The organism is Curtobacterium sp. BNK-1, assembly GCF_048685235.1.
Lineage (GTDB): Bacteria > Pseudomonadota > Gammaproteobacteria > Enterobacterales > Enterobacteriaceae > Pantoea > Pantoea agglomerans.
This window is the reverse complement of sequence record NZ_JBLQTJ010000004.1, coordinates 37,755-54,163: the sequence shown is the minus strand read 5'-3', so window position 1 is coordinate 54,163 and position 16,409 is coordinate 37,755. Positions and strand designations below refer to the sequence as shown.

The window sequence follows — 16,409 nt, the reverse complement described above, 5'->3', positions numbered from 1 at the left end:
GTGCTAACGCATTGACATTTAATCAGAGTCACCGAGAATACTCCTCTTTGCGCCCCGACCAGACAATACCGGAGTCTATCATCGCCTTTAAACCCTTTACTGCACCGGCCCGTGCGGCTATTAAGCGAGGCGCCGCGCTGGCTGCCGCGTTGTTGCTGGTCAGTTGCGCATCTGAGCCGCCGAAATCGCTGGTCACACCTTTTCCGCCCGTGACGAAACAGCCGCTACCGACGCCTGGCAAGCCAGCACAACCTCATGCGCAGGAACCGATGCGGGGCGTCTGGTTAGCCACGGTTTCACGTCTTGACTGGCCGCCGGTTGCCTCGGTGAATGGCACCAATCCGGCGCAGCGTATCCGCCAGCAGCAGCAATCGCTGATCGACAAGCTGGATAAGCTGAAAAGCCTGGGCATCAACACGGTGTTTTTTCAGGTGAAGCCTGATGCCACGGCGCTCTGGCCCTCAAAAATCCTCCCCTGGTCAGATATGCTGACAGGAAAAATTGGTGAAGATCCGGGCTATGATCCGCTGCAGTTTATGCTGGATGAGGCGCATAAGCGCGGTATCAAAGTCCATGCCTGGTTCAACCCTTACCGGGTGTCGGTAAACACTAAATCGTCTACCGTCAGCGAACTCAACCGCACGCTGTCACTGCACCCGGCCAGCGTTTTTGTGCTGCATCGCGACTGGATCCGCACTGCAGGCGATCGCTATGTGCTCGATCCAGGTATCCCTGAGGCGCGTGACTGGATCACCAGTATTGTGGCCGAGGTGGTGGCGCGTTATCCCATCGACGGTGTGCAGTTCGATGACTACTTCTATGCGGAATCTGCCGGTTCACTGCTCAACGATAATCAGACCTTCAGCCGCTACGGTCAGGGGTTTGCCAGCAAAGCGGACTGGCGGCGTCACAATACTCAGCAGCTGATTGAGCAGGTGTCACGTACCATCAAACAACTGAAGCCGGACGTGGAGTTTGGTGTCAGCCCGGCGGGCGTCTGGCGTAATCTGTCGCATGATCCTGCCGGTTCCGATACCCGCGGAGCGGCGGCGTATGATGAAGCTTTTGCCGATACCCGCCGCTGGGTGCAGCAGGGCTTGCTGGATTACATTGCACCTCAGCTCTACTGGCCTTTTTCCCGTCAGGCGGCCCGATACGATGTGCTGGCAAACTGGTGGGCAGAGGTCGTGAAACCGACTAAAACCCGGCTCTACATCGGCCTTGCTCTCTATAAAGTGGGCGAGCCGTCAAAAGTTGAGCCTGACTGGACACAGCAGGGCGGCGTACCGGAGCTGAAAAAGCAGCTCGACCTTAATGAATCGAACCCCAATATTGATGGCACGATTCTGTTCAGAGAGAACTATCTGAATCAGCCGCAGACTCAGCAGGCGGTAAGCTATCTTAAAAGCCGCTGGGGAGGCTGAGAAACGCCGCGACAGCATGACCAGTGCGGTTAAGTTTTTCCTTGTGACTTGCTGCTATTCTTGCGCTTTATATGGGAGGAACCATGAGCGAACTGATTGATATTTTTACAAGTCACAAAAGTGAACGCAGTTTCACTGAGCAACCTGTCGATGAAGCTGTGCTGGATCGGATTATCAGTACCGCTTATCGCGCACCTACATCAGTAAACTCGCAGCAGGTTTCTGTGGTGATCACGCGTGATGCCGGACGTCGCGCACAGATCGCCGCCATTGCAGGCGGTCAGCCGTGGATTGCCAAAGCACCGGTGTTTATCACCTTTGTGCTGGATATGCATAAATCAGCCGTGGGAATGGCCGCTGTCGATCAGCAGCAGATCGCCCATCAGAGCATTGAGAGTATCGTGTCGGGTTCTACCGATATAGGTATCGCGCTGGGATCGGTAATGGCGGCTGCGCGTGCCGAAGGTCTGGGGATTGTGCCAATTGGTGGTATCCGTCGCGACCCACAGGCGATGATTTCACTGCTGGAGCTGCCGCCGCTGACCTTCCCGGTGGCGGGTGTGGTAATCGGTCACGTAGACGAACCGGCTCATCAGAAACCACGTCTGCCTCTGGCAACGTTCCGCCATGATGAGATTTACCAGACGCAGGGTCTGGAGCAGCAGATTGCAACCTACAACGATGAGATGGTTCAGCACTGGAAGACGATTGGTCGTAATGACGGTGAGAGCTGGAGCGAAAGCGTCAGCGGTTACTATAAAAACATCTACTTCCCGAATGTACTGCCAGCACTGCTGAAGCAGGGTTTTGGCACAGATAAATAATTCGCTCTCGTTATTGAGTGAATAGCACAAGGCCATCCGTACAGTTTACGGGTGGCCTTTTTCATTTTGTTACTATAACTAAAGGTGACTTTCCACGGCGTAACACATAATTTCCCTTTTAACCGAAGCGCAACTGCCTCTAACACTTACCTTCCAGGGAAATAACATGTCTCAGCGTTCACTCTACGCGCTCTGTTTAATGAGCTTTTTTCTGGCCGATGTCCGCGACGGCCTGGGGCCATTTCTGGGCATCTTTCTTACGGAGCGACACTGGCAACCCGACGAAATCGGTCTGGTAATGACCTGTGGCGGTATCGCCGGATTACTTGCCACGCTACCGGCAGGGATCGCCGCCGATGCGACCCGTCATAAAAAAATCATTGTGCTGCTGGGCTGTCTGGTGATTACCGTTGCCACACTGCTGCTGTGGTACAGCAATCAGACCTGGACGGCGATGGTCTCGCAGGTTGTAGCAGGCCTGGCTGCGGCGTTTATCGGCCCGACTGTGGCGGGGATCACCTTAGGGCTCACGGGTCAGCGCGGCTTTAACCAGCAGATGGGACGCAACGAGGCGTTTAATCATGGCGGGAATACGATTGCTGCATTGCTGGCCGGTTTTTCAGCCTGGTACTGGGGCATGGGTGCCGTTTTCATTCTTATGACGGTAATGGCGGTTTTCGCTGCTTTCGCTACGCTGGCAATTCGCGGAAATGAGATCGATAACGATGTGGCGCGCGGTTATGAACCGCATGAAGAGCGTCAGCCAGCGCTGCACTTATCAATGTTGTTGCGAAACCCGGCGCTGATGATCGCCGGTTTGACGCTGCTGCTGTTTCATCTTGCCAATGCCGCGCTGCTGCCGATGCTGAGCATGCGCGTCGCCTCGGCAGGCGGCCAGGCGGCGATCAGTCCGGGCCTTTACGCGGCGGCAACGGTGGTGATTTCCCAACTGGTGATGATCCCGGTCGCGCTGTGGGTATCTAAACGCGTTGATACGCACGGCTATCGCCTGTTCATCATGGTCGCCCTGATGATATTACCGCTGCGCGCGGTTCTCGCCGCCGGCTTTGCCGGGCCGATTTTTGTCATTCCGGTTCAGGTTCTGGATGGTATTGCGGCCGGGATTCTCGGTGTGGCGGTGCCGGGCTACATTGTTTCCCTGCTGCGGGGTACGGGCCATGTTAACGCCGGGCAAAGTGTTATTATGCTGATGCAGGGCGCAGGTGCCGCGCTGAGTCCCGCCATGACGGGCATGATCGCCGCACGTTATTCTTACAGCACCGCGTTTGCGGTACTCGGCGCAATTGCGCTGGCAGCGCTGATTCTATGGTGGCGCACCGGTAGCGCCCCAGCCGCCCGTCTGGCCTGATCGGACACAAAAAAGGCTGCCCATTGGGCAGCCTCTTCTGGCAAATCCGTTTGCGACCATCCGTTATTTATACAGTTCTGCGGTCATGTGAACACGGTTGTTGGTGTTCGCTTCCGTAATTTTATACTGCGCACCCTGTTCCTGAGCCTGAGCAGCAATTTTTGATTCTGCGCCATCCAGTGTGGATGAGGTGACAGAAACGCTCTCGGCAAAGCTGCCAAAAGAGATCAGAGAAAGAGTTGCGAGTGCGGCGATTGAAAGTGCTTTTACGTTTTTCATGGTCATATTCCTGAGATATGCCTGTAACTGTTCCTGACGATTTCCGCTCATTCCTGAATGTGTCGGTAACTCCCCGATAAAGCAGGGTAAATCTAAAAAATACCGGTCATGTTTTGTTTATACTGTTCCTCAGCATTCATATATTTTCCCTTTTCTTACTTACTTTTCGTGTACATACTGAGGTACATAATTCCTCCATTACACAACAAAATTCATGGCGCTATCAGATGCTGCCTTGCGTTCAATGCTGGGCAAAGAATACGAAAAAGTGCAGGTCAAGACCGATCGTGACGGGCTTTCTGCCCGCGTATCCTGCAAGGGTAAGATCACGTTTCAGTACCGTTACCGATGGAATGGGAAAGGGGAGCGCGTGGATATCGGTACATACCCGGCGACCAGTTTAAAAGAGGCGCGGGACGAGGTCATCCGGCTGCGTGGCGAGCTCGAACAAAACCGTAATCCTCGCATAGTGAAACGCAAGGCACGTGACGATGCTTTTTCCGCACTGACTGTTGAAGGGGTGATCAGGACATGGCTGGAAAAATACGGAGCTGCAAATAAGCCTGAACATCATGACGTTTTGCGTTCATTCGAAATACACGTTTTCCCCCATTTAGGCAGTGTTCCCCACGAGGATGCACCTGTACACATGTGGCTAAACGTTCTGGAACCCCTGGCGCGTAAAAAACCCGCTATAACTATCCGGTTGCTGACGAATGCCAGGCAGGCCCATAACTGGGCGATGCGCAGACGGCTGACAAAAACCACACCGTTAAGCGATTTGCGTCTGGCAGATTTAGGGATCACGCTGACACCGCGCGAACGTGTTCTGTCTGCTGAAGAAATCGTGACAATTTTCCGCGCAATGGAGGCCAGCAGGCTTGCCCCCAAGTTTCAATTGCTGGCTAAGTTGTGCCTGCTGTTTGGTTGCCGGGTGGGAGAACTCTCAAATGCAGAAAAGGCTCATTTCGATTTTGAAAAAAAATTATGGTCAGTTCCGCCAACGCATCATAAAACGGGTAAGCGAACGCGCAGGCCGCTGGTAAGGCCTATCATTCCGGAAGCAGAGAAAATGCTAAAGGAGCTGTTCGACCAGTCACCGCGTAGCCGCTTTGCAATGGCGAACATTCAGCGTGACGCTCCCCAAGCCCGCTCGTCCCTGATCGATATTCCACCAAGGATCAGGCGGTCAGCACACCGCCACTTCGGCATTGAAATGGAACACTGGACATTACATGATCTGCGCCGTACGGCCCGCACCAATTTTTCCGATCTGACTGAACCACACGTTGCTGAAATAATGCTGGGGCATAAATTGCCAGGCGTCTGGCAGGTGTACGATCGTTATGAGTATATTGATGAACAGCGGCGCGCTTATTCGTTGTGGTGGGCGCGCGTCATGGCGTGGGTTTATGAAGGGGATGAAGGGGATGAAGTCTCGGTGCGGGCGCACTCTTCGTGATAGCGCAGGATGTCGCAGGTGCGAAAGGTCAGACGGCTGCGGCGAACCGGTACTGGAAATGCAGGATTATGAGGGCGCTTAGTGCGCCCGTTTACTGATACCCATTTGCGGATAGTCTGAGGAGCGACGCGCAATAGCAGTGCAGCTTCGTTCAGACTCAGATAGGGCAACTGTAAGAGCGTTGGGATATCAATCTTTGGGTTGTGCATCATTTCTGTCTAAACCTCTGTCATGTTGTTTCGATCATATTTACCCGGTCACCCATGCTTATGCGCTAGCCTGCAGGTTGTCAGCGTCATGGATGACTTGTCAGAACGAAATAAAACCTGAAGCCAGATTCAGGCAATAAAAAACCCCGGTATGGCGGGGCTTCATTGTTTATCTTTGTCTCGATTATCCTGCTCTGGCTTCCATTCAAGCCCGCACATATCGCAGGAAAACTTCCCATCTGGGCGCTTACGGGGTCCCCAGAAATTGCAGAAGGGACATGTTCTCGGTCTGTAAGCTATTTTCAACCTCCTTATGTAAAATCAGGTCTGATTTCCGTGGAAACGGCATCGATCAATGACCTCAGGACCTAAGTCGCGGAGACGTTAAAGATCGTCTCGATGAAAAGCTTTTGCAGCTTTGCTGACTTCATAGTTTCGTCGTTTTTCAATCATCCTGATGTAGAAGTCATAAAGCTCTTTGCGCATGTGCTGCTTCATTTCATCAGGCAACGGTTCCAGCGATTTCTTCCATTCATCCAGTTCTGGCCTGCAGATTACATAGGCCTTATCAACAATTTCTTTAGGCGGGATTTCCGACTTGATGAATGGGATGGTGTGGTCATTCAGGCATTTCACCTCTGGCGTTTCGAATGAGCGGTCCTCTGCTACTACTGTCATGGAAAATAACATTCCAGATAAAAAAATCCACCTCACCGCTTTTTCTCCTTGTGATTAATCGTGCCAGTGCCGCCCGGATACTGCAGCCCAAAGCTCCGGTAATACTTATCTCACGACTAAAATCTAAGTTAATCCTGTCGCGTTCGTCCATGCTTAATTCCTCAACCTTTCCACTAATTATGCTTAACCCCATAGTCATAAAGAAGCTGCATCAGAACCATGCGTGGCATCTCTTTACCGGAGATTCTGAAATTATTCCTGAGTACAGAGGCAATATTCGCGCTGGAAAGCAGATTGCCTTTGTAATAAATAGACAACTTCTTACGAATGTTCTGCTTAGTAGTTACATTGAGCATTTTCCCACACTCATTACTTAGGGCGAAATTTACATTCTCAGAACCAATCTCATCACTATCCACGTAACTTATTGATTTTATGCATTCTGGTGAGTATGTCTCCTTCGTGCCATTTACTTCAAATATAAAACTACCTGGCCCGGCGACAGAGGCTACAGGAAAGAGAAGGGCAGCGAGAAAGAGCGCGGATTTAAGCATGCAATATCCATATTTTGAGCTTAAAAAGTTATTATAAAACCATTAGGGTGCATGTGAACACTATCATGCAGCCTGGCTGATACAGGGCAGAGCAAAGCCGCCAGATGAGGCTGGTGATTAAGCCTTCCCCCGCCTTATGCTGGCGACCACAGGTCTTTGCTTAATGCCCATCACGTCTGCCGTCATGGTTGTGTGCCGTGTCAGGCTTAATGATAACGTTATAATCCTTATCTGTCCCCGCGGTTAAAAAGCTGCTGTACGTCTTACGCTCAGGCCACTGCAGGCTCAGGGTCTTGCGATTATGCCAGCCGAAAGTTAACCAAGAGATGAGCCTCGTCGGGGACAAAAAACCTTTTTACATCTAATCACAATGGACCAGTTTCACAGCCAGGAATACAATACCGGTACGATTAGTACGCTAATCGTACCGGATGTGATAACACTAAGAAACAAATGCCGCGGCATCCAGGCTAATCGTGTACGTATCAGCAGTGACAGATTGGTCACCCTCAATGGTAATGATTCCTGTGAATACTTTTACCGGACCTTCTGATAAAAATGTCCAATGGTCACCTCCCGTTTCATATCCTGTCATTCCATGATAGCCAGTGATACCAAGCTTGATCTGGTTCTTTGGGTTATTTTTACCGGGTATTTTTATATTAAAAAAATTGTCTTTTTGTATGATTCCGGAGTTGGGGGTCCAGCGTATACCTAAATTCATTGGTGATTTTGCAGAAATAGTGAAAAACGCCACGGGACTATTATCTACATTGACTCCAGCCTCCAGGTCCGGCCTTGGTGTAAGCCTGAACATCAATTCAGGATTCTCAGTGAAAACCAGATCGACGGAACGAGTTACGGGATCACCTACAGGTTTGAATTCGTCTGTAGCTGCGGCCGGAGTGCACACAAATAATATGGCTACTGAGAATGCTATGGAAATTAATTTCATTTAATTTAAACTCCTTTGGGGTGGTATATTAATACAAGTTGTTAGTTTGAATTGGTTTCGTAATGTTGGTTATTTACTTATTACGGCATTGAGCGGAAATTTGCATGGAAGAAATATGGCTTTCTATAAACTGGTCGCCATTACTCACAACATTTAATGTAGCGAATCTTGATGTAAATTTTGACAACACGCCTTTTCCGGCCTGAGTGTCAGGTTTCCAGTTATCACCTGATAGTCTTACATTCAGTTCACCGCCTCCTTTCTTGCGGTCAGTTAATATATAGTGTCCCGGCATAATCTCTTTACCGGGTGGTTCAATCCACACATTGAGCACGCAGGATTCTGACATCCCTGATAGGTAGATTGTTGCCAGTTCTGCTCCATCATTTATTCTGCCAGCATGCAAATCCTGTTCTGGTGTTATTGTGAGTTTAAGAGTATTTGCTTCAGAACTCTGAAAAGAAACAATAAACATTATGGCCAGAAGATTTGATATTTTTTTTAATCGATGATGCATAAAGCTCTCCTTTCCTTTACCTGCACTTTGCGGTAAAGAAGTTGAGTCCGTGCGCTTCGTCATTTTTTATCAAATGGTAAGGGCATTTGAGTGGGTGTGTTTTACTTGTGACGGTAAGATTTCCTTCGGGTGGTAATCCTGACATATAGACTTTCCCATCATTGTCAACAATACCCTCATTTCCTGAATCTGAACTAATTCGCACCACAGAGCCGAAAGGGACTTTTGTACTATCAGGCTGCAAAAGTGTAATGATTGCCTTCGCACCCACTCGTGTTTTAAATTTAACAGGAATGATAGCCCCTGCTGTAGGCACAACTTTACTGTCAGTGATAGTTATTTCAGCCTCCGACGGCAACGTTGTTGGATCTAATGAAAGAGAATTTTCATGGTAGGGGTTCAGCCAGGGCTGTACTGTATAACCACGATAGTCCGTAGCGATGCCCGGAAAACCCGATACCTTCACACCTGAAGCGCCTCTGGCTTCAATGAGTGCATTGGTTTCGCCAAGGGCCTGCGTGAAAGTCATGCCATGGCGATGGGCGATAAGGCCGCCGTCTATGGCAACGGTACGCTGCTGGTAATGCCGGCCATAGCTGTAATCACCTGCGATGTGCCCGTAGGTTCCGGTCCATCCCAGAGATACGTCGCCATTGCTACGGCTCACTGCGTGTCCGGCGGTATAACGCTGATCAACATTCCAGCTGAAGCGCTGATCAAACGCATCACCGTTTAATCCCACTGAGTGACTGCCCTGACGAGATGCTGAATGTATGTACCGGTACGACGCGCGCGTGTTGCCACCCATCCATTTTTTCAGCGGAACAGAGAGCCAGAGGCTCATCATCTGTTCCCTGGGATGGTGCCGGGCACGTTGACTGGCAGACCAGTTTAATGACAGCGTCATATCCCTGAACGGAACAGAGTATCCCGCGTTAAGGCTGCTTTCGCGCAGGCCGCGGTTCCAGTAGGTATCCTGATAAGCACCTGCGTTCAGGTAACCCCATTTACCCAGTCCCTGACTGATGGATAGTCCGGTACGACTTTTTCTCCTTTTTCTGCGAATGCCTGGCGCCATTCCATCAATCCGCCAGCTCTCCAGTGTTTCAGCCAGTGTGAGATAGTCCGGCTGGCTGAACTGTAAATTGACCAGTGACAGCGAAGTATTTGTCCCGACAAACGCTTTGCTGTACCGCATACGCCAGGCATAACCCTGTACCGGGTCATTACCCGAGTGCTGTGCGCGGCTGAGTGTGATATCTGAAGAGAGTGCACCCCAGTTGCCTATGCTCAGCCCGGTACCCAGGGATGAAGACTGATAGTGCCGGGCTGCCTGGATTCCGCCATAAAGCGTGAATCCAAAGGGAAGACCGTACATGGCGGTGGCTTCCATGACCGGCGCTCTTGTTACTCTCCTGTCAGACGAACGATACTGCCCGGCCATCAGGCTGTAGCGCAGATAGCCCTCTTTAATGGCGACTGCTGGCGTCTGGAAAGGAACAGTGAAAACCTGAGGAACGCCATCCGCCTCCCATACCGTAACCTGAAAGTCACCACCTGCGCCGGTGGGATTGAAGTCAGTCAGGGCGAACGGACCCGGTGCGACGACCTGGTTATAAATAGTGTAGCCGTTCTGCTTTACCTCAACGCGGGCCTGGGTTCTCGCCACGCCACGTATGACCGGCGCAAACATATACTGGCTGGAAGGTACCATCCGATCGTCAGAGGCAAGCATGACGCCTCTGAAGGGAACGCTGTCGAAAATCTCAGAGGCGGTATAACGCTCACCCAGCGTCAGGCGACTGTTGATGCCATTAATACCGCGCTCCAGATAAGTCGTCATGGCCTGCCAGCGTCCGGGCGTTCCACGTGTTTGCTGCCAGCTGGTGACGTTGCGAAGCCGCCAGGCACCGATATTGACGCCTGGCGTCAGTTGCAGCCAGGAGTACTGAGATTTTCTTCCCGAGGGGCCACGGGTAACACTCCGGCTCGTCCCGGCACGGTAATTCATGATGAAGGCAGGTATGCCGTCGTCCCACAATGTCCGGGGTGCGATGCCTTTAAATCCGGGCTTCAGATAGACCTGAGGAATACTCAGATGCAGTGACTGCTCATTAAAGTGGAAATCAGCCTGAGCGCCCGGTATCTGCGACAGATCAAAAAAGCCTGAGCGTTTTTCCTTCTCAGTAACCTTGAAGCTCTTCATGCGTACTCCGTAACCTGACAGCATGGGTCTGCTGAGGTGAGGGACGAGTCCCTGACGACCATATTTATCCGGCCTTAATATGTAACTGACTGGCCGGGAGTCGATAAGTGTATTGTTCAGGTAGATTTCAGTCGGATAAATGCCCGGTAGCTGACGGCCCTGATTGAAAAGCATCAGGTCTGTTTCTTTATTGCTTCCGGCAATGAGAGCCGGGTTAAAGGTATAGACTTTGCCTTCTGCCTGAACCGCAGCCAGCGTCAGACCGGCCACGAAAAGTGGTCTGTAAACAGTCATCGTTTTAATCCTGGCAGTGAGTACTCTCAGTGAGAAAGAGGATCAGTGCTCATGTCGGACGTGAACGCTTTGCTGTCTCCGCCATAATCGGTAATCAGTCGCCAGTGCACCTGACCTGACGCATCCGCAGGTATGTGCAGTTCACGTGTACCCATCGGAGGAACATATTCAGGGTTGGCCACACTCGATTTTCCAATCTGAACACTTCTGAGATTCATGAAAAAGGGTGTCGGGTTGCTGACCGTGAGCGTCTTACCGCGTTTTACCCAGGTCAGGCTGGAGGCAAAGTCTTCGGGTGTGCCTCTGAGGGAGAATGGGCGTACAAGTAGTTTCAGGCAGCTTTTGATACGCAGTTGCGTCAGAAGGGTGGCGTGCTGCCCGGCCTTTTTCTTTTTATACGCATCACCCGTCCAGTCTGCATCCGCCTCAGGGGGAATGCCTGTTACGCAAAGCCAGTATAGTGACTCTTTCGTGTCATTGTTGTGACTGCTGGTTGCGATAACCTTTATCCGGCTCTGCTGATGCCCGTCCAGACGGAACAGTGGTGGGGTGACAATAAACGGAGCCCGGGTTTTCCGGTCTTCCATCATGACTTCCGACTGCACCAGCATCGGATACGCCTGCGGGTTCATCACGGTCATTGAGGCACCATTCGAACCCGCAGAATATATAATCCGGGTTGCGCCGGTTTTCACAGAAAAGGACTGGAGTTCATTTTCCAGCGGCATACTTTCTCCCCTTGCAAGCTGGAGCGAGCACAGTATGGCCGCCATAATAAGAATGGCATTCGTTGTTCTGGTCATTTAATTATTCCTGACTGCCCTGGAGCTGTATTTTATTTCGAGCCACAATCATGACGCGTTCAGATTTGCAGATATAAGATAATCATTGCCTGCTTTTAATTAATGACTAATCTTCTTCATCAGGTAACGGCGTTAAAAGCAGATGCCGGATTTCCCCGGCACTCATATCCACTTTTACTGTTGTGAAAAGTGGCGCGACATAGTCATCGCTGTGGCCCTGCTTTTCCAGAAACGCCAGTGCCTCTTCCTGAGACGTAAAGAGCCTGTCGTCTTTGCCAGCCGGGCTTTTGACGACCCAGGCTGCAGGTGCAGTAATGAGGCACAGTTTTGCGATGATATAAACCAGTTGCTGCAGTGGATCGGTAGAAGAATGGTATAAAAAGGTGTCGATATAGCTTAACAGTCTTGTGTTCATAGGTGGCGTCTTCTTAATTAATGTTACACTCAGAGAGCGCGCGGGGTTTTAATTTTATGTATATATTTATTCGCCGGCTGTAAAGAAACTAACACTCACTTTCAGAACAGTGAAGTCAGAAAAGTGAATATAATATTCATAATGATGAGGGTGCCTCTGGATAATCACTGCTGGCTTAATCCCTGATATAAGACCATCCATTACGTAATGCACTCATACAACACTGACTGCGGTGTTCTGCCCACTGGGCATTCATCGGTCTTACGGCCAGCTTCATCGCCCGCAGCCAGAGTTTCCCCGCCTGATCAAACTTTTCGCAGCGTTCGGCAAATGCAGCGGCCTCGGCGACGGCATAATAACGCTGGTTGCGGTCAGTCTTTCTCTGATTCATCGATAACTCCTGAATTAACGGGGTTCAGATGGCATTTATTCTCTGGCTTCTTCTTCAATCTCGGCTTTCCTGACCAGAAACACATCTGTGGCTTTATCCAGCAGCAGTGGCACAGGTTTAAGTACCTTTGATGCGTAGGCGTAGCAGCGGGCGAGTGCGCTGACCGACTGACTTTTCATGGCTGCCTCACAAAAATCAGCGAGAAGTTCTTCTGAAGAACGTTCCCTGTCCTCAGCGCGTTCCTGTTCTTTACCCGGACAGTGTTTAGGCGAGGGCGGAGGTGCGCTCGCCGGCTGGTCAGGCGATCTGACCGGGCTGGCTGGTGGCGCTGCAGGCACGGGCGTTTCTGCTTTGATCTCTTCAGTTCGCATGTCCGGGACAGAATGGTTTTGCAGCGCAACACCGTTATCTCGGCTGGCTGACTGATTGATGAACGCATTCAAATCGTCATGAGCTGGCGGTGTCACGTCGCGTTCTGCAGGAGATAAGGTTTCCAGTTCATCCGGTGTGTACACCCCCAGAATGACGTCCGGGCAGTGCAGACGGGCCCAGCGTTTAACAGCGAGATAAGCCAGCTGCTGACGCGGATCGCTCGCCCAGAGTGTTGAGTTCCGCACCTGTGCCTGTGAGAGCAGCAGTTCCAGCACCCGCGGCTCCTGCTCGTTCTTCATTGTTGCCCACACCCGAACACCGCATCCGGATTCATCCTGCAGTGTCCAGTCCGGTGCGATGTATTTATTGCCTTTGGATGAGGTTTTCTCGGTGAATCTGCCGATAACATTTTCCCATGGCCCAAACCATTCGTAATGGAGCCGATCCCGTGCCGGGGCCATGGTGTTGATCACTGCATTCACCAGCTGTGCCTCGTATCCCAGAACACCGTTAACCGTGAAGGTTTTCTGGGCAACGGCAAACGGATTCATACGCCACTGCAGGGCCTGCATGGTCACAGCCAGACAGTCCGCGGCTTTGCCCGCGAGATGCGCCGGGACAGTGACCCTGCTGCTGGCCATGATTTCTGCAAATCGCACCAGTTTATCCAGGGCATCGGGGCTGAAAATAGTGGCAGTGGTGTCCGCGATGACCGGCGACGTGACACTCAATTGATTCTGCATAATTAATACTCCTGTTATTGTGCCCATGCAGGGCGCTGAATTATTTCTATGCCGCCCCAGTTATTGCTGAGGCGACAGGAATGAAATGAGCAGAGGTCCCGGCGGAAGAGGGCGGATCCTGCGCTCATATCATCGTCGTGCAGCTCAAACACCCGAACCGGATAACGGCCACAGTCGATCGCTTCACTGACCGCAATAAAAACGAATTGCGGATATGTGCCAGTGCAGTGATAAAAGCCCTCGCAGTACATGGCTGCCTGAACGTGGTAGCGGAACTCCCCGATGTGCCGGGCGAAGCGCGACATATCACAGACCTTTTTCACATCAACAATGACAGGCCTGCCGATCAGATATTTATCCGGACGGATGCGGCAGAGCTCTTCAGTCTCCGCATCTGACCAGTAGAGGGAGGATTCGCAGTGGCCGTCAGCCTCCAGAAAAAAGCGCGCGGCGTGATGCGCCATTACGCTCTCTCTCATAAGCTGAAGTTTCCGGCCCTGTTCTGCATCCATTACCGTCATGTTCCGGACGCGTGTCTCATTCAGAAATGCTGCTTCGTCTGCTTTACCCTGAGAGGTGCGCCGGTTAAAGGAAGGAGCCACAATAAAGCGCTTATCAAACTGTTCAGGCTCAAGCAGCATGCAGTGCAGCGCGCTTCCCATATCCAGTGCGGCTGTTTTATCCGTATCCACAGGCGCATGTTTGCGCCAGAGGTAAATGGCCGGGTTAACCGCAATGTCATCGAGCTGCGATTTACTGACGCCGGGACCGGCGTGATAGGCCTCGTTGCTGAGGCCTTCATAGATACCCGGTTTCATCATGCTGGTTCCTCCCAGCCAAGCAGCACCTGAAGGTCGTAATTTCGGGCCGCCTGCAGGTAGGCCAGATTCGTGATAAAGCTGATGTATTCCTCAGCGGCTTCAGGGTGGGCACAGCACTTCATCGCATCAGGATGCAGGTTCCAGTGACGGAACAGGTGAAGGTGGTCAGGAAAACAGGACAGCAGGCGCTGGGCTTCGTCATCGATCCACTGTTCTTTCCTGATTGCGTCCTGCTCCTGGGCATCCAGGTGGTCTTTGTGACGTTCCAGCAAAGCATACGGTGTGATCATGGCTTTCCCTCCTTAAGAAGAATGCCGACAAACCGGTCAAACACCACCTGCATCACGGGCAGAGGTGGCTGAGGTGGCAATGCCGGGGAGGTGGGCGATGAAAAGCTGGCACCATTGACAATGTTTTCAGGCGCAAACTCGATATCGCGGATGGCATTAAAGGGGCGAGCAAAAGCAGCATCGCCCCTGATGTCTGGTTGCATCATGGGAAATGGTCCTTTGAATAGTCAGTTAACCTGTTCCGGTTCTGATAAGTCCGGCAGTATGACGAGGGGCAGGGATGAGGTGTTTACTCAGGTGTCATTAAGGCCGTGCACGACGGCATCAGACCCTGCGTTTACTCTTCTTCTTCACGACGGGCCGCGCGGGTGGCTGCAAGGATTTGTGCCGGGTCTCCTGATATGCGCGTATGAATAACAAACGTACCAGTGTGGGTCACCCGGGCATCCGGTGCGGCCATGAGAGCCGCCCTGACAACACGTTCATGGATAAATGCCCGAAGAACGCAGGATTTGATATGGAGCGTGCCCTCTGTTGAGGTCGCGATGTACTGAATTTTCATCTTTTAATCTCCTTTAAGTGAAAATAAACGTTTAACTTCGGGGTTGGTGACCCGCCTGAACGGGCTGTTATCCCGGACCTGGTTTCTCCCGGATGCCGCCCGCTCTGATCGGAGCCAGGCTCCGGGTCTCCGCATTTGCGAGCCAGCGTTTATGGACAGCAGGGCGATGCTGTGATTTTTCAGCGTCCACTAGCGAATTTCTCGGTTTTGCCCTATACCGGTCATTACGGCTGAAACATCCAGACTAAATCTGATTGTCGTAATCCGCATGACTGAGTAATTCCCAGTTCTGTCCATTGTCTTTTGATAACAGTCTCCACTGCGGCGTAACCCTTAACGTAAGATACTGATCCCGACAGGTTCGCCTCGCCCGGATTTGCCCGGTACGCCATAAACGCATAATGCGCTCAGCACGCCTGATTATCCGGACGGGGGCATGTGGCTTGGACATCACCGTTACCTCATTTCAGCGGCACAGGCAGCGGCAAGCTTCTGCACATACGTCCAGGCAATGCCTTCACTAAAACAGACAAAACGGCGGCTTCGGTTTAAAGAACTGGCGGTGAAGATGAACCTGCCGTCCCGGATATGAATAATCATGCTTTGTCTCCGTTGAGATATAAAAAAACCGCCCTGCCGGACGGTTTACTCTGACGTATTCAGGCAGGCAGTTACGGCTGGTTGTTGTCTTCCGGCGCAGAAGAAGCGCAGCTGCATGCTGGTCGTAAATCAGGGTGCGTGGCGAAAATGGTTGTGAGAGTTGACTGAAGCAATTCATCCAGTGATCCCATCACACCCTTACGGTATGCATCTGCTTCGTCCATACTGACTTTTCCGTCTTTCTCACTGGCATCAACCATCCTTACCGATGCCACCAGCTTGTTCGCCACTTCCAGCAGTGTTTCAGTGACTTTTTCTGCAGTTTCACGATGTTGCATAATGACCTCCGGGTCAGGTAATGCCCCTGCGGGCGGGGTTTCCGAATAACATCTCAGCGTTCATGGATGCCATCTTCATCAATAATGATGAGGCGCGTATTTTTGATGAAATTGCTCATGTTCACGCCTACATCGTGCCAGTGAGCCAGCGCCAGCAGGACGTCACGACGGGACTGACAGTGACAGGCATTTACATACGCCTGTACATGAGCAAGGGCGAGGCGGCGCATTTCTTTTTGATTCAGGACACATGAAGATTTTTCTTTATACATGGTGTTCTCCGGTTCCGGACGTAAAAAAACC

The 16,409-nt window shown here is 51.6% G+C and carries 22 protein-coding genes; 4 read left to right on the top strand and 18 right to left on the bottom strand.

The annotated features are described in order from the left end of the window. Positions 1–47: 47 nt before the first annotated feature. From ACMGGP_RS20665 to ACMGGP_RS20655, 3 genes are all read left to right on the top strand, one after another. Entirely contained in the window at positions 48–1,424 is a 1,377-nt protein-coding gene (locus ACMGGP_RS20665; protein ID WP_242640429.1) for a glycoside hydrolase family 10-like protein, read from the top strand. 83 nt (positions 1,425–1,507) lie between these two features. Further along, positions 1,508–2,248 (top strand): nitroreductase family protein, encoded by a 741-nt coding sequence (locus tag ACMGGP_RS20660; protein WP_010246958.1) that lies wholly within the window; start codon positions 1,508–1,510, stop codon positions 2,246–2,248. Between the two features lie 166 nt (positions 2,249–2,414). Continuing rightward, positions 2,415–3,617 carry an MFS transporter gene (locus ACMGGP_RS20655; protein WP_187500348.1) on the top strand — a complete coding sequence of 401 codons (1,203 nt, stop codon included), beginning with the start codon at positions 2,415–2,417 and terminating at the stop codon, positions 3,615–3,617. A 63-nt stretch (positions 3,618–3,680) separates the two neighbouring features. Here ACMGGP_RS20655 and ACMGGP_RS20650 read toward each other — a convergent pair whose 3' ends face one another. After that, on the bottom strand, positions 3,681–3,896 hold the full coding sequence (locus ACMGGP_RS20650; protein WP_010246960.1) for a YdgH/BhsA/McbA-like domain containing protein: 216 nt from the start codon (positions 3,894–3,896) through the stop codon (positions 3,681–3,683). Positions 3,897–4,110: 214 nt separating this feature from the next. Here ACMGGP_RS20650 and ACMGGP_RS20645 point away from each other — a divergent pair, with 214 nt between their 5' ends. Beyond that, complete coding sequence (locus ACMGGP_RS20645; RefSeq protein WP_498798820.1) at positions 4,111–5,358, top strand: tyrosine-type recombinase/integrase; 1,248 nt, start codon at positions 4,111–4,113, stop codon at positions 5,356–5,358. Between the two features lie 593 nt (positions 5,359–5,951). Here ACMGGP_RS20645 and ACMGGP_RS20640 read toward each other — a convergent pair. From ACMGGP_RS20640 to ACMGGP_RS20560, 17 genes are all read right to left on the bottom strand, one after another. Then, a complete protein-coding gene (locus tag ACMGGP_RS20640) occupies positions 5,952–6,245 on the bottom strand; it encodes a hypothetical protein (RefSeq protein WP_498798819.1) in 294 nt (97 codons plus the stop codon). Positions 6,246–6,418: 173 nt separating this feature from the next. Next, positions 6,419–6,799 carry a SecDF P1 head subdomain-containing protein gene (locus ACMGGP_RS20635; protein WP_498798818.1) on the bottom strand — a complete coding sequence of 127 codons (381 nt, stop codon included), beginning with the start codon at positions 6,797–6,799 and terminating at the stop codon, positions 6,419–6,421. Between the two features lie 442 nt (positions 6,800–7,241). Continuing rightward, positions 7,242–7,754, bottom strand: a complete 513-nt coding sequence (locus ACMGGP_RS20630) for a hypothetical protein (RefSeq protein WP_498798817.1) — start codon at positions 7,752–7,754, stop codon at positions 7,242–7,244. A gap of 73 nt (positions 7,755–7,827) precedes the next feature. Then, positions 7,828–8,271 (bottom strand): AfaD family invasin, encoded by a 444-nt coding sequence (gene afaD / locus ACMGGP_RS20625; protein ID WP_498798816.1) that lies wholly within the window; start codon positions 8,269–8,271, stop codon positions 7,828–7,830. A gap of 16 nt (positions 8,272–8,287) precedes the next feature. Then, positions 8,288–10,771, bottom strand: a complete 2,484-nt coding sequence (locus ACMGGP_RS20620; protein ID WP_498798815.1) for a fimbria/pilus outer membrane usher protein — start codon at positions 10,769–10,771, stop codon at positions 8,288–8,290. 26 nt (positions 10,772–10,797) lie between these two features. Further along, the gene (locus tag ACMGGP_RS20615; RefSeq protein WP_498798814.1) at positions 10,798–11,574 is read right to left on the bottom strand and encodes a fimbria/pilus periplasmic chaperone; all 777 of its coding nucleotides are present in this window, start codon (positions 11,572–11,574) and stop codon (positions 10,798–10,800) included. A 106-nt stretch (positions 11,575–11,680) separates the two neighbouring features. Beyond that, positions 11,681–11,989 carry a hypothetical protein gene (locus tag ACMGGP_RS20610; RefSeq protein ID WP_485520148.1) on the bottom strand — a complete coding sequence of 103 codons (309 nt, stop codon included), beginning with the start codon at positions 11,987–11,989 and terminating at the stop codon, positions 11,681–11,683. A 175-nt stretch (positions 11,990–12,164) separates the two neighbouring features. Then, positions 12,165–12,380 (bottom strand): ANR family transcriptional regulator, encoded by a 216-nt coding sequence (locus tag ACMGGP_RS20605; protein ID WP_485520146.1) that lies wholly within the window; start codon positions 12,378–12,380, stop codon positions 12,165–12,167. A gap of 35 nt (positions 12,381–12,415) precedes the next feature. Continuing rightward, positions 12,416–13,495 carry a RecT family recombinase gene (locus ACMGGP_RS20600; protein ID WP_485520144.1) on the bottom strand — a complete coding sequence of 360 codons (1,080 nt, stop codon included), beginning with the start codon at positions 13,493–13,495 and terminating at the stop codon, positions 12,416–12,418. A gap of 14 nt (positions 13,496–13,509) precedes the next feature. After that, entirely contained in the window at positions 13,510–14,316 is an 807-nt protein-coding gene (locus tag ACMGGP_RS20595; RefSeq protein WP_498798813.1) for a PD-(D/E)XK nuclease-like domain-containing protein, read from the bottom strand. Further along, a complete protein-coding gene (gamL, locus tag ACMGGP_RS20590) occupies positions 14,313–14,606 on the bottom strand; it encodes a host nuclease inhibitor GamL (RefSeq protein WP_033779864.1) in 294 nt (97 codons plus the stop codon). Before gamL ends, ACMGGP_RS20595 begins: the two co-directional genes overlap by 4 nt. Then, complete coding sequence (locus ACMGGP_RS20585; protein WP_122889479.1) at positions 14,603–14,812, bottom strand: hypothetical protein; 210 nt, start codon at positions 14,810–14,812, stop codon at positions 14,603–14,605. The genes gamL and ACMGGP_RS20585 overlap by 4 nt, the downstream gene beginning before the upstream one ends. A 131-nt stretch (positions 14,813–14,943) precedes the next feature. Further along, a complete protein-coding gene (locus tag ACMGGP_RS20580) occupies positions 14,944–15,168 on the bottom strand; it encodes a hypothetical protein (RefSeq protein WP_283545030.1) in 225 nt (74 codons plus the stop codon). Between the two features lie 244 nt (positions 15,169–15,412). After that, complete coding sequence (locus ACMGGP_RS20575; RefSeq protein ID WP_122889477.1) at positions 15,413–15,619, bottom strand: ParE family toxin-like protein; 207 nt, start codon at positions 15,617–15,619, stop codon at positions 15,413–15,415. A gap of 5 nt (positions 15,620–15,624) precedes the next feature. After that, positions 15,625–15,768: a hypothetical protein gene (locus ACMGGP_RS20570; RefSeq protein ID WP_167467444.1), complete on the bottom strand. Its 144-nt coding sequence runs from the start codon at positions 15,766–15,768 to the stop codon at positions 15,625–15,627. Positions 15,769–15,839: 71 nt separating this feature from the next. Next, positions 15,840–16,106 (bottom strand): hypothetical protein, encoded by a 267-nt coding sequence (locus tag ACMGGP_RS20565; protein WP_122889476.1) that lies wholly within the window; start codon positions 16,104–16,106, stop codon positions 15,840–15,842. Positions 16,107–16,159: 53 nt separating this feature from the next. Continuing rightward, positions 16,160–16,378, bottom strand: a complete 219-nt coding sequence (locus tag ACMGGP_RS20560; RefSeq protein WP_148037982.1) for a hypothetical protein — start codon at positions 16,376–16,378, stop codon at positions 16,160–16,162. Positions 16,379–16,409 lie beyond the last annotated feature (31 nt).

Bases quoted from the DNA above. Each gene is read 5' to 3' on its own strand.
- ACMGGP_RS20660 (WP_010246958.1), top strand. From the start codon at position 1,508: ATGAGCGAACTGATTGATATTTTTACAAGTCACAAAAGTGAACGCAGT.
- ACMGGP_RS20655 (WP_187500348.1), top strand. From the start codon at position 2,415: ATGTCTCAGCGTTCACTCTACGCGCTCTGTTTAATGAGCTTTTTTCTG.
- ACMGGP_RS20650 (WP_010246960.1), bottom strand. From the start codon at position 3,896: ATGAAAAACGTAAAAGCACTTTCAATCGCCGCACTCGCAACTCTTTCT.
- ACMGGP_RS20645 (WP_498798820.1), top strand. From the start codon at position 4,111: ATGGCGCTATCAGATGCTGCCTTGCGTTCAATGCTGGGCAAAGAATAC.
- ACMGGP_RS20640 (WP_498798819.1), bottom strand. From the start codon at position 6,245: ATGACAGTAGTAGCAGAGGACCGCTCATTCGAAACGCCAGAGGTGAAA.
- ACMGGP_RS20635 (WP_498798818.1), bottom strand. From the start codon at position 6,799: ATGCTTAAATCCGCGCTCTTTCTCGCTGCCCTTCTCTTTCCTGTAGCC.
- ACMGGP_RS20630 (WP_498798817.1), bottom strand. From the start codon at position 7,754: ATGAAATTAATTTCCATAGCATTCTCAGTAGCCATATTATTTGTGTGC.
- afaD (WP_498798816.1), bottom strand. From the start codon at position 8,271: ATGCATCATCGATTAAAAAAAATATCAAATCTTCTGGCCATAATGTTT.
- ACMGGP_RS20620 (WP_498798815.1), bottom strand. From the start codon at position 10,771: ATGACTGTTTACAGACCACTTTTCGTGGCCGGTCTGACGCTGGCTGCG.
- ACMGGP_RS20615 (WP_498798814.1), bottom strand. From the start codon at position 11,574: ATGACCAGAACAACGAATGCCATTCTTATTATGGCGGCCATACTGTGC.
- ACMGGP_RS20610 (WP_485520148.1), bottom strand. From the start codon at position 11,989: ATGAACACAAGACTGTTAAGCTATATCGACACCTTTTTATACCATTCT.
- ACMGGP_RS20605 (WP_485520146.1), bottom strand. From the start codon at position 12,380: ATGAATCAGAGAAAGACTGACCGCAACCAGCGTTATTATGCCGTCGCC.
- ACMGGP_RS20600 (WP_485520144.1), bottom strand. From the start codon at position 13,495: ATGCAGAATCAATTGAGTGTCACGTCGCCGGTCATCGCGGACACCACT.
- ACMGGP_RS20595 (WP_498798813.1), bottom strand. From the start codon at position 14,316: ATGATGAAACCGGGTATCTATGAAGGCCTCAGCAACGAGGCCTATCAC.
- gamL (WP_033779864.1), bottom strand. From the start codon at position 14,606: ATGATCACACCGTATGCTTTGCTGGAACGTCACAAAGACCACCTGGAT.
- ACMGGP_RS20585 (WP_122889479.1), bottom strand. From the start codon at position 14,812: ATGATGCAACCAGACATCAGGGGCGATGCTGCTTTTGCTCGCCCCTTT.
- ACMGGP_RS20580 (WP_283545030.1), bottom strand. From the start codon at position 15,168: ATGAAAATTCAGTACATCGCGACCTCAACAGAGGGCACGCTCCATATC.
- ACMGGP_RS20575 (WP_122889477.1), bottom strand. From the start codon at position 15,619: ATGTCCAAGCCACATGCCCCCGTCCGGATAATCAGGCGTGCTGAGCGC.
- ACMGGP_RS20570 (WP_167467444.1), bottom strand. From the start codon at position 15,768: ATGATTATTCATATCCGGGACGGCAGGTTCATCTTCACCGCCAGTTCT.
- ACMGGP_RS20565 (WP_122889476.1), bottom strand. From the start codon at position 16,106: ATGCAACATCGTGAAACTGCAGAAAAAGTCACTGAAACACTGCTGGAA.
- ACMGGP_RS20560 (WP_148037982.1), bottom strand. From the start codon at position 16,378: ATGTATAAAGAAAAATCTTCATGTGTCCTGAATCAAAAAGAAATGCGC.